General features: G+C 64.5%; 7 protein-coding genes and 3 pseudogenes. 6 read left to right on the top strand and 4 right to left on the bottom strand.

Going from position 1 to position 11276, the window contains the following annotated elements; all coding sequences use genetic code 11:
* Positions 1-127: 127 nt before the first annotated feature.
* The 3 genes from RHODMAR_RS25160 (at position 128) to RHODMAR_RS25150 (ending at position 3785) form a co-directional block, all read left to right on the top strand.
* A complete protein-coding gene (locus RHODMAR_RS25160) occupies positions 128-1156 on the top strand; it encodes an iron ABC transporter substrate-binding protein (RefSeq protein WP_008720459.1) in 1029 nt (342 codons plus the stop codon).
* 71 nt (positions 1157-1227) lie between these two features.
* Positions 1228-2742 carry an ABC transporter permease gene (locus RHODMAR_RS25155; protein WP_008720458.1) on the top strand — a complete coding sequence of 505 codons (1515 nt, stop codon included), beginning with the start codon at positions 1228-1230 and terminating at the stop codon, positions 2740-2742.
* Positions 2739-3785: an ABC transporter ATP-binding protein gene (locus RHODMAR_RS25150; protein WP_008720455.1), complete on the top strand. Its 1047-nt coding sequence runs from the start codon at positions 2739-2741 to the stop codon at positions 3783-3785. The genes RHODMAR_RS25155 and RHODMAR_RS25150 overlap by 4 nt, the downstream gene beginning before the upstream one ends.
* 428 nt (positions 3786-4213) lie before the next feature.
* On the opposite strand, the pseudogene RHODMAR_RS27775 reads toward RHODMAR_RS25150, so the two are convergent.
* The 3 genes and pseudogenes from RHODMAR_RS27775 to RHODMAR_RS25135 all read right to left on the bottom strand — a co-directional run bounded on the left by RHODMAR_RS27775 (position 4214) and on the right by RHODMAR_RS25135 (position 7078).
* Positions 4214-4562: pseudogene (locus RHODMAR_RS27775) on the bottom strand (divalent metal cation transporter).
* Positions 4563-4838: 276 nt separating this feature from the next.
* Positions 4839-5906 carry a hypothetical protein gene (locus tag RHODMAR_RS25140; protein WP_032373364.1) on the bottom strand — a complete coding sequence of 356 codons (1068 nt, stop codon included), beginning with the start codon at positions 5904-5906 and terminating at the stop codon, positions 4839-4841.
* A gap of 5 nt (positions 5907-5911) precedes the next feature.
* Complete coding sequence (locus RHODMAR_RS25135; RefSeq protein ID WP_008720452.1) at positions 5912-7078, bottom strand: site-specific integrase; 1167 nt, start codon at positions 7076-7078, stop codon at positions 5912-5914.
* 509 nt (positions 7079-7587) lie between these two features.
* Here RHODMAR_RS25135 and RHODMAR_RS29645 point away from each other — a divergent pair.
* From RHODMAR_RS29645 to RHODMAR_RS27200, 3 genes and pseudogenes are all read left to right on the top strand, one after another.
* Positions 7588-9128: pseudogene (locus RHODMAR_RS29645) on the top strand (PepSY-associated TM helix domain-containing protein).
* Positions 9125-9856 carry a DUF5134 domain-containing protein gene (locus RHODMAR_RS27210; RefSeq protein ID WP_008720441.1) on the top strand — a complete coding sequence of 244 codons (732 nt, stop codon included), beginning with the start codon at positions 9125-9127 and terminating at the stop codon, positions 9854-9856. Before RHODMAR_RS29645 ends, RHODMAR_RS27210 begins: the two are co-directional and overlap by 4 nt.
* Before the next feature lie 413 nt (positions 9857-10269).
* Positions 10270-10827 (top strand): annotated as a pseudogene (locus tag RHODMAR_RS27200) (cytochrome c oxidase assembly protein); the annotation flags it as partial.
* Positions 10828-10993: 166 nt separating this feature from the next.
* Here the strand turns inward: RHODMAR_RS27200 and RHODMAR_RS29465 are convergent.
* Positions 10994-11119 (bottom strand): hypothetical protein, encoded by a 126-nt coding sequence (locus RHODMAR_RS29465; RefSeq protein WP_268987753.1) that lies wholly within the window; start codon positions 11117-11119, stop codon positions 10994-10996.
* Positions 11120-11276: the final 157 nt, after the last annotated feature.

Raw genomic sequence — 11276 nt, 5'->3', positions numbered from 1 at the left:
CCGCGACCTTCGTGCTCGCCCGTCTACCGTGGAGCGGGACAGGGCCGGGCATTAGGTTTGCCAATCCTCTAAGTACCATGGCGGCGGGGACGACCGGAGGTGGTCCGGTAAATGCGAAGGACGGACGATGAGCAAGCGGATCGAACTGATGGCGGGCCTCGCACTGGCGACCGCGGCACTGTTGACGGTGTCGGGGTGTTCGAGCGCTGAGTCCGACCCGGGCGGGGACAACCGGATCACCGTCTACAACGCCCAACACGAGTCGCTGACGAAAGAATGGGCCGACGCGTTCACCTCGGAGACCGGCATCGAGGTCGACCTGCGCCAAGGGAGCGATACCGAACTCGGCAACCAACTCGTAGCGGAGGGTGACCGATCGCCAGCGGATGTGTTCCTCACGGAGAACTCTCCGGCGATGACGCTCGTCGAGAACGCGGGTCTGTTCACCGACGTCGACCAGGCCGTGCTGGCCCAGGTTCCGAGCCAATACCGCCCGTCGAACGGCAAGTGGACGGGTATCGCCGCCCGCTCGACCGTGTTCGCCTACAACACGGACATGCTGACCCCCGATCAGCTCCCGGCCTCACTCCTGGACCTGCAGGACCCCGCCTGGAAGGACCGCTGGGCAGCATCGCCGTCGGGAGCCGATTTCCAAGCCATCGTCAGTGCGCTGCTCGAATTGAAAGGCGAGGACGCTACACGCACCTGGTTGGAGGGGATGAAGAACAACGTCCGCGCCTACAACGGTAACGGCACGGTGATGAAAGCCGTCAACGCCGGAGAAATCCCGGGCGGCGTGATCTACCACTACTACTGGTTCGGCGATCAGGCCAAGACCGGAGAGAACAGCAGTAACGTCGCCCTGCACTACTTCAAGAACGAAGACCCCGGCGCATTTGTCAGCGTCTCCGGCGGCGGCGTCCTGCAGTCCAGCGCGAAACAGGATGCAGCGCAGCAGTTCCTGGCGTTCGTCACCGGACCGAAGGGTCAGGAAGTTCTGCGGGACGGGATGTCGTTCGAGTACTCGGTGGGCAGCGAAGTGGCGGCCAACGCGGATCTGGTCCCCTTGACCGAACTGCAGGCCCCGCAGGTGGACCCGGCGAAGCTCAACAGCCCGAAGGTCACCGAGCTCATGACCGAAGCCGGTTTGCTCTGATTCCAACGACGAACGGTCGAGAACAACGGGGGCCGGCCCACACGCTGCGGTGCCCAGCAGGCCGGCCGCGTATGCCCTTGCCTCTGGCTGTCACCGCAGTGATTGTCGTGGCGATCTCGCTCATCCCGCTCGGGTACGTGATCGTGGAGAGCGTGGACACCGGCTGGGCCACCGCGTCGGCGCTGCTGTTCCGATCGCGGGTCCGCGAATTGTTGGCCAACACCGTGATGTTGGTAGTGATCACGGTGCCCATCTGTGTCGCAATCGGCGTCGCGGCTGCTTGGTTGGTCGAGCGCACACGAGTATTCGGAGCGAAGGTGTGGGCGGTATTGCTTGCCGCGCCGCTGGCTGTCCCGGCGTTCGTGAACAGCTACTCGTGGGTGACGGCGATCCCTTCCCTCGGCGGGCTGCGCGGCGGCGTTCTGATCGCAACGCTCTCGTATTTTCCTCTCGTCTACATTCCCGTGGCCGCGACGCTACGCAGGCTCGACCCCGCGGTCGAGGAATCGGCGCGAGGACTCGGAATCGGACCGTGGGCAGTGTTCTTTCGCGTCGTGGTGCCGCAGCTGCGGCTGGCAATCGCCGGCGGCGCGCTTCTGGTCGCGTTGCACCTACTCGCCGAATACGGTGCCTTCGTCTTCATCCGCTTCGACACATTCACTACAGCGATTTTCGAGCAGTATCAATCGACGTTCAACGGAGCGGCGGCGACCATGCTCGCCGGGGTGCTGGTATTGCTGTGCCTCACATTGTTGGTGATCGAAGCGGTTGTGCGTGGCAGTGCCAGGTATGCCCGCATCGGCTCGGGTGCAGCCCGCCCGGCCGTGCCTGCAGAACTCGGTTGGCAGTATTCGCCGATCGCGCTCGTCTTCCTGGGGATGTTGATCGCACTGTCTCTCGGAGTCCCGATCGCCAGTGTTCTGCGGTGGCTTGTCGTCGGCGGCAGCGCGGTGTGGGAGTGGGACGAAATCTCGTCCGCGCTGCTGCAGACGCTCGGGTTCGGAATTGCCGGTGCGGTCATGACGTGTGCACTCGCGTTCCCGGTCGCGTGGATCTCGATTCGCCACCGCGGACGGTTCAGCCGTGTCCTCGAGGGCGGTACCTACATCTCGAGTTCGTTGCCCGGCATCGTGGTTGCGTTGGCGTTCGTCACCGTCGCCATTCGGTACGCAAATCCGCTGTATCAAACAGTTGTCGTCGTGATCGCGGCCTACGCATTGCTCTTCCTGCCACGCGCATTGGTCAACCTGCGGGCGGGGCTCGCGCAGGCGCCCGTCGGGTTGGACGAGGCGGCTCGGTCGCTGGGTCTGTCACCGCTGTCGAGTTTCTTTCGGGTGACTCTCAGATTGGCTGCGCCGGCCACCGCAGCGGGCGGTGCGTTGGTGTTCTTGGGGATCGTGAACGAGTTGACCGCGACATTGCTGCTGGCACCGACCGGAACCCGCACTCTGTCGATGCAGTTCTGGTCGCTGAGCAGCGAGATCGACTACTCGGGGGCTGCTCCGTACGCGTTGATCATGATCGTGCTGTCTCTGCCCATGACCTACGTTCTCTTCTCCCAGTCGAAAAAGGCGGCAGGACTATGACATACGCGGTGGAGGTGGATGGGCTGGACAAGTCGTTCGGTCCTGTGACGGTGCTACGTCGTGTTGAGTTCGCTGTCGATGCCGGGTCGACCACAGCCATCGTCGGACCGTCCGGTTGCGGTAAGACGACGCTGCTGCGTCTGATCGCGGGTTTCGACAAACCCGACGCAGGCACTGTCGCACTGACCGGGAAGGTCGTCGCGGGATCCGGCTGGACGCCTGCGCACCGAAGGTCGGTGGGGTACGTCGCCCAGGACGGGGCACTGTTCCCACACGCCACGGTCGGCGCGAACATCGGGTTCGGCCTGCCACGCCGTGCCCGCACCGTCTCGAAGATCACCGAACTGCTCGAGATGGTGTCGCTGGATTCGTCCTACGCCTCACGTCGACCCGACCAGCTCTCCGGCGGCCAGCAGCAACGGGTCGCGCTCGCGCGGGCGCTGGCGCGTGAACCTGAATTGATGCTGCTCGACGAACCGTTCTCGGCACTCGATGCCGGCTTGCGGGCGAACACTCGACGGATCGTCGCCGACGTCCTCGCCAAGGCTGGGATCACCACCATCCTCGTCACCCACGATCAACCCGAGGCCCTGTCGTTCGCCGACCGGGTTGCGGTGATGAGCTCGGGCAGGCTCGCACAGATCGGTACACCTCGTGAAATCTATTCCCGCCCTGTGGACGTCACCACCGCGGAATTCATCGGTGACGCCGTGATCTTGACGGCCCACATCGAGAACGGCCGTGCCCGCTGCGCCCTCGGCGACGTCGCCGTCGCCCCTTCCCCGAACGCCATCGAAGGTGCAGCCCGAATCATGTTGCGGCCGGAGCAAATCGAGGTGACCACCGACGGCGCGGGTGCATCGGGGGCCGTCGTCGACGTGGAGTACTTCGGGTCGGAGATGCTGCTCGGGATCCGCCTCGACACCGCGGACACCGCTATGGCCCAGCGGGTCACCGTGCGCCGCTTCGGCGCCACGGCTCTGACGCCCGGCGACAGGGTCGCCATCCGCGTCATCGGCGACGCCGTAGTGTACGACCTGTGAGAGAGCTACTCAGTGTGAGGCAGCCTCTCGCGTCCTGCTCGATCATGCGATCGATGCCGAACAATGTGCGTAGTTAGTGGGCAGACTTGCACCATCCAGACTGAGGCAACGCCCCGGAGGCAATCACGTCTCGACCCCAAGCATGGAACGGGCCGGCCGGCATCGACTGTCACCGCCGTCTACGATCCGCACGCGGGTTGATGTCTTGAAGGTGGTGGGCGGCTTCGTCGTCATCCAAACTGGGGGCATCGATTGCGTTGCTTGCAAATCTGGTGGCCCGCACTAAGTCTTCTTTCTTTCGAGGACGGACTCCCCCTGAGCGGCGGAAGAACCCACTGATTCCGATTTCCCACGCACACCACCACCATCGCGAGCGGTAATCGGTCCTGGAACACAGAGGCAAGCAGGAGACGTTCACCCGCGCACAATCAGACGACGGTTAGATGGATCAGTGCAATGCTGAGTGCGACGACGATTCCCGCGATGAACCGGGCTGCATATCGAGTGATCCGGTAATTTGACATCGCTGCCCATCAACATGCGGTCAGAGGTGAACCGCACCAACGGAATCAGCGCGATCGGAATACCGAAGGACAACACGACCTGCGAGACGACGAGAGCGCGACTGGGGTCAACCCCAGCGGCGAGGATCGCCAGTGCCGGAACCAGCCGCCGCACACGATCGGGATGCGCTTGCGTGGACGGTGCACGCCTGCTTTTCGTGTGTGTCGCTGCAGGAGCGATCGTGACCATCGACGCACTGACCAGTCTCGACATCCCCTTCGTGTTGGTACTTCTCACCGCGCTTGCCGCTGTCGGCACTGACCCTCAGGAAACGTCGCCGAACCATCAACGCAGACATCGATGCAGTGGATCGGAAGCGCACCGCGAGACGAGGTCCAGCGACACGACCACCCCGTACCAAGAGACCGTGAAGCCCGCGTGCGAACTTTCGACACAGACCCGGTCGTCGTTCGGTGCAATGTTCGCTGACTCACTCACAACAGGGGTCGCTCCTGCGGGGTGACACCTGGGATCGTCGCGCGCTGAAGACTATTGCTCGCACTCCGGCATTTCCGCATCTAAGAACTCGAGAAGTTCCCTGAGCAGTCGGTCTGCGCGGTTTTCGACATCGGCAAGAACCGAATCGACGTCGTCGAGGAGCGCGTGGGAGTGCCTTCGTGCGAGTGTGCCGCGTTCGTAGTAACCAGGGTCGAGCGAGACCGCCGATGCAGGCTCGAGCGTAAAGACACGCTTTGGGTTCGTCTCTCGGACGGGGGGCGGTATGTGCGTGGGAGCGCGTCCCCCGAGGTGTGCTCGAACGATATCGGCTATTCCCCGGGAGGTGAGAGGGGTTGCGACCAGCGGGGTATGGCCCCACCGGTCGATCGTGGTCAACAACGGCCGTTCGCTGCCTGGGTCGAGATGAGTAACGGAGTCGGCGAGTTCGGTTCCGTCGACGTGCTCGATGGCGTCGGCGAGCATGCGTGTGCTGGGGTGCCGCTCGCCGTGGGCCAGGACCTCGTACCAGCGCCTGTACACCTTTCTCGGTGATGCGCCCGCCCTCACGAGCTCCAACGAAGTGACGGCATGTACACCGGTGCCCGTTTCGATTGTGAGGGCATCGAATTCGGGTTCGACGGCGACATCTCTTATTCGCAGTGCCGCGATCTCGGTGTATGGCAGCCCGGCCGCGGCAAGAGTGAGGACCAGTGCATCTCGGCGAGCGAACAACGCCGCCGGCCACCCTGTTCCGGGGAGGCGCGTGACGATGCCGCCGATCCGAGTTGCGGTGTCGCGCAAACGCGCTGCACGCAGCGCGTCCAGAGCCGCTCGCACGCTCTGACCGCGACCCGGCGGGGGCAGGGCGCGGTCTCGATGAACAGCGTCGATGACGGCGATGCGACGACGTTGCGTTGCCGGCGCGGCAGGGTTGGCTCGGAGGAACCGAACGAACAACTCCGGTGAGACCGGCAACGCCGACTGATCATGAGCGGTGCACCAGTCCGCGAACAGCGACCACGTGTGTCGACCCCGTTCCGGGACAGTGTCGTTCGATACTGGAGTTGTTCGGACAAGGTCGGTGTTGTCGCCGCTCGTCGAGGTGTCGGTGCCGTGCATGAGGGTCACAAGCCGAGATCGTTCACGGCGTTGCCGACCAGAGGCGCGTTCTCGCGGGCATAGATTTCGACCATTCCCGGGCTTCTGTGTCCGGTCTGTCGCATGATCGCGTGTGCGTCGGCACCGTTACGGAACGCTTGAGTGACGAATCCGGCACGCAGTGAATGTCCGCCCAGCTGGGCGAGAAGGTCTGCGTCGTAGCCGGCGCGGCCGGCGCGGCGGCGGATCGCGGCGTGCACTGCCGCACCCGACAGTGCGGTCTGGGATAGGTTGCCGTTCTTGCGGATCGACCGGAACAGCGCCGACCGCGTGTCAGCGGTGGGCAGGGTGCTGTGGCAGAGATGGGAGTCGAACTTCGCTGCGCGGGAAAGCAAACGAATGATCGCGGTTCTGCCACCGGTATCGAATGCAGCAACGATCTGCAGCCAGCGAACCCACGCGCAGACCGGGCATGATTCGTGCCGGTCGGTGAACGGCAGCGCCTTCACCGTTCCGGTTCCGTCCTGGTCGGTCTTCGAGTGCCGCAGGCGGACATGCGCACCGTCGAGGCGATCGCGGCGCACATCACGACATTCGAGGTCCACGAGTTCGCTGCGCCGAAATGCCCCGGAGTACCCCATCAGCAGTAGTGCGGTGTCGCGGCGTTCGAGCACTTCACTGGCCCAGCCGGTGACACCGGCACGTGCTACGTCAACGATGGCAGTGATATCGGACGTCAGGAGTGGGGCGCGGGGATTGCGGGGGCGCTCCCCCGCGGCGGCGTAGTCTCGGCGGATACCGGCGAGGGTGGCGCGCACCATCTCGTGGCCACACGGGGTGTCGTGGCCGAGCCCGCGGTGACGGTCGGTGATCGCAGCGACCCATTTGCCGAAGGTCGACGGTGCATACGCCCGGACTCCGTCGACGGTCAGCGAGTCCGCCGCGTCAACGAGATACGCAGCCACGGTCGCAGGGTGCGCCGGCAACGAGATGTGCCCGGCGGCAGTGCACCAGGTCTCGAATCGCCGCCACGCCGAATCGTAGGCGCGGCGGGTTGCGGCAGACCGCGCCGACGCCATCGACCGTTCGATACGCGCAGCCACCTCGGCCGACAGGTCCGGAAACACCACCGCACCACTCACCAGGGCAACTGAATCTGCGTCCAGGACCTCACCGAGCTGCCGTTCTGCCATGGCAAGAACTGTAGTGCGCACCTCCGACAGGCTTTTTGATTTCAAAACACGCTCACCTGGTGTTTCGCCGGGGATGGTGCGGGAAAATGGGCGTACGACGGCCTGCAGTACCACTTCTCGGTGCTCTGAGCGTCGGTTGAGGAGCAGAAGTTTGCTCCGTACACGGCCGCACCGGTCTGTTCGAATTGCTCGACAGTTGAGTATCCCTGGGACGGGTCGCAAGCGTAGCCGTCGAGGACTTGTCCGGCCACGAGATCAGGTCGTTCCACTGAGCAGTAGCTCTTTGGACGGGAAACCCGTCGAATCTCCTTCACTTTGACACCTACACCGGCAGCTCGTGGCGGGGTCGCAGCCCTACGAGGACCTAGTCGGGGCGTGACACCCGAATAGTTCTCGAGTACGCGGCTCGGAATTATCGGGAACTTCCGGGACCGCTGGCCCGACTACTGCACGAGTAGGACCGGCTGAGCGCCCAGTGCAGCCCGAGGAGAAGGAACCGAAACACGCAGATGTCCACCAGTGAAATCGATCGACCGCCTGCGCCCGGTGACACCCCGCCTTCGGTGACGAAGATCCCGTTGTGGCCACAGATCAGGCCGTTCGTGCTGCGGTTGCACTTTTATGCCGGCATCCTGGTCGGACCGTTTCTGCTGATCGCGGCCGTGACCGGCCTGCTGTACACCATCAGCCCGCAGTTGTCGGACTACGTTCATCGCCACGAACTGACAGTCGATCAGGTCGGCGATCAGCAGCTGCCGCTCAGTGAGCAGGTCGCCGCGGCCCGGGCCGCCCACCCAGAAGGCTCGATCACCGAGGTCCGGCCCCCCATCGACGCCGAGAGCACCCACCCGTGTCGTGCTGGCGGTCGACGACGTTCCCGAGGGGTACGGGCGGACCGTGTTCGTCGACCCTTACACCGCGCAGGTCCGCGGAGAACTGACCACGTTCGGTGAGTGGCTCCCGGTGCGCGCGTGGATCGACGAACTGCACCGCAACCTCCACCTCGGCGATCTGGGCCGTAACTACAGTGAGTTGGCCGCCAGTTGGCTGTGGGTGGTCGCACTCGGCGGGCTCGTGTTGTGGACGCCCGGGTCCGCCAACGCTCGTCCAGTGCCTCCGAAGCCGCCAGAGCTGCTCTGGTGCCGGAGCCGAGGAAGAGGGGCCGCGCCCGCGCGTTGTCGTGGCACGGCACGGTCGGGGTGTGGATCATCGCCGCTCTCCTGCCTCTCTCGGTCACCGGTTTGACGTGGTCACGGTATGCCGGAGAGACCATCGGGGACGTACGTACGGCGCTGTCGTGAACGACACCGTCGGTCGAGACTCATCCTGCCGGAACGGGCGAGAATGCAGGCGGTGATCACCACGGGGGAGACGGTGCGCCGGTCACCGACACCGTGATCGGTGAAGGCGCGGAATCGACGGTGTCGAGGCCGCCGCCCAGGGCGCGGGCCTGCAGGCACCGATGAAGCTCGTTCCTCCCGCCGAAGAGGGACAGGCATGGAAAGTGCAAGAGGCCAAACGTGATTGGCCCACACGCTACGATTCGGTAGCCGTCGATGCCGCGTCGGGCCAGGTGATCGACAAGGTCGAGTTCGCGAACTGGCCGCTCATGGCCAAGATGACCAACTGGACCATCGACGCCCACATGGGCATCCTGTTCGGACTCGTCAACCAGATCCTGTTGGCGCTCACCGCTATCGGTCTGATCGCCGTCATCCTTCGCGGCTACCGGATGTGGTGGCTGCGGTGCCCGACCCGGGCACGAGGAATCAGGTTCGGACCACCTGCCAAACGCGGGGCGCTGCGCCGGATGCCGCCGTGGGCCGCGGTAACCGCGGTAGTGATCGCAGTGATCCTGGGCTGGTACATGCCGTTGTTCGGAATAACACTGGCAGTGTTCGTCGCCGTCGACGTCGCTCTGGGACTACGTCACCACCGTCGATCGCGCGGAACCACACTCGAATCCGCGTCGCTGCCGTCGCGGGAAGAACGAGCCGACGCGGATCGAGCACCGGGTATCGATGCACACAATCGGCAGGACGCGTCGTGATCGCTGATAGTTCGCTGCGGTGGATCACCACAGCACTGTTCGTGTTCGCGGCCGGATACTGCGTGTACCGCATCATCCGCGCCGCGCAGTGGAACGTACGGATCGACCACGGGTTCCACCTCGTGATGTGCGCGGCCATGATTGCGATGGCGTGGCCGTGGGGGCTCGGCGTCCCGCTGTTACCGCAGGGAGTGTTCTTTGCCGCGGCGACGGTGTGGTTCGCGATCTCCGCAGCACGCACGGCACCGGGCACGACCGGTGTCGACGAGCACCCCCACGGACCTGCGATGGGCAGCTATCACGTGTTCATGATGGCTGCGATGGTGTGGATGGTCGCGGTGATGGCCGGGTGGCTTCCCGGCACCGCCGCGCACGATCACACCGCCGACGCCGCCGACGGTGACATGTCCGGAATGGGCGCGCACGCACACACCCCCGACATGGACATGAGCAGTCCTGACCATACGGCCGCGATGAGCGGACCGGGATGGATCTCCGCGGTATCACTCACGCTCACAGTCGTCTTCGCTGTCGCAGCGATCGTGTGGCTCTACCGTCTGTTCGTCGCCGAACAGAGCACTGCTCTCGCACCTGTACATCCTTCGCCTGGATCGCAGGCAGGTAATATCGCCGTCGATGCGCTACCGGCGTCGCGGCCGCAGAGTGTCGCTGCGGCGTGCGAGGTGGCGATGGCAGCCGGAATGGCGATCATGATGGGCGTCGTGTAACACCGATGATCGACCGACGCCACTGCAGTACAGCGACATCGAACGAGGCTATGTGACAACCGATTCACCGCACCATATTTCGCGCACACGCCAGTCGCTGTGTGTGCGTTACGTCCTTGCGATCGCGCTCGTATGCGCGGCCGCGTTGGTCGTTGTCGTCACCGTCCGCTCGGGGGACACCCGACACGCAGCCAGCGGTGACTCGTTCCCTGGCACCTTCACATCGCTTCTGTACGTCCTGCTCCGTTTCACCGTCTCACTCGCCGCCGCGATCACGATGGGCTCATTGGTATACGGGATAGTCTGTACCCGTTTCTGCCGTGTGGGCCGGGTCGGTCCCGACGGATACGCGACCCTGCTCACTGCTGGCCGATCGAGCCTGAGAACCGTCTGACGCTCCCTCGCTCGAGCAGTTCGCGACCTTCTGGCGGTTTGACTTCGTCACCGGCGGCGCGGCAGTCGTCCTGATCGCGCTGTACGGGTGGGCAGTTCTGCGGTTGCGACGGCGCGGAGATCAGTGGCCCCTCGGGCGTACCATCGCCTGGATGACCGGGTGCCTGGCGTTGCTGGTGGCGACGAGTTCAGGTCTCGCTGCATACGGTTCGGCGATGTTCAGCGTCAATATGGGTGCGCACATGACGCTCAACATGTTCGTTCCGGTCCTGCTCGTGCTCGGCGGGCCGGTCACGCTCGCGTTGCGGGCGCTGCCCCCAGCTCGGGAGGACAGGATGCCGGGACCGCGGGAATGGATCGTGTGGGTGGTCCATTCACCACTGATGCGAGTGCTGTCGAACCCCGCCGTCGCGGTCGGGTTGTTCGTCCTCTCCATCTATGCAGTGTATTTCAGCCCGCTGTTCGACGAGCTGGTCCGCTACCACTGGGGACACGAGGTGATGAATATCCACTTCATCGTCACCGGGTACCTCTACTACTGGGTCATCATCGGCATCGACCCCGGACTGCACCGGGTTCAGGCCGCACGAAGGAACGCAGCTGGGATCCACGAGCAACTCGTAACGTTCGATCACCAGGATCAGTGATGCGCGCAGCCCTATGCTTCCTGCAATGCGCATTCCCCCATCCCGCCCCGAAAGATGCTGGTCTATACCGTTGTGTAGGAGATGTCGGTCATGCCGTTCACGGGATGGCACGTACCGCGGCGTCGAGAGCACCGGGTGTGCTCAGGGCGATCGGTTCGCCGTTGAGCAGGACTGTGGGAGTGGCGTTGATGGTCTTGAGCACCGACTGGGTGGAGTCGGCCACCCAGTCGGTGTAGTGGCCGCCGGTGATGCAGTCGCCGGCGGTGTCGGGAACTCCCGCTGCGACAGCGATATCGGTCAGTTGCTCGTCGCTCAGCCCCGAACCGCCTTCGGCGGGCTGCTGCCCGTATACGGCGGCGGATCAGGAGTGTCGCCCGGGG

Origin of the sequence: Rhodococcus sp. AW25M09 (assembly GCF_000333955.1) — a bacterium.
Classification (GTDB): domain Bacteria; phylum Actinomycetota; class Actinomycetes; order Mycobacteriales; family Mycobacteriaceae; genus Rhodococcoides.
Note: the sequence above shows the minus strand (reverse complement) of the source record. Positions and strands in the feature narration are given on the sequence as shown.

Coding starts and splice junctions, on each gene's coding strand:
- RHODMAR_RS25160 (WP_008720459.1), top strand. CDS start 128: ATGAGCAAGCGGATCGAACTGATGGCGGGCCTCGCACTGGCGACCGCG.
- RHODMAR_RS25155 (WP_008720458.1), top strand. CDS start 1,228: ATGCCCTTGCCTCTGGCTGTCACCGCAGTGATTGTCGTGGCGATCTCG.
- RHODMAR_RS25150 (WP_008720455.1), top strand. CDS start 2,739: ATGACATACGCGGTGGAGGTGGATGGGCTGGACAAGTCGTTCGGTCCT.
- RHODMAR_RS25140 (WP_032373364.1), bottom strand. CDS start 5,906: ATGCACGGCACCGACACCTCGACGAGCGGCGACAACACCGACCTTGTC.
- RHODMAR_RS25135 (WP_008720452.1), bottom strand. CDS start 7,078: ATGGCAGAACGGCAGCTCGGTGAGGTCCTGGACGCAGATTCAGTTGCC.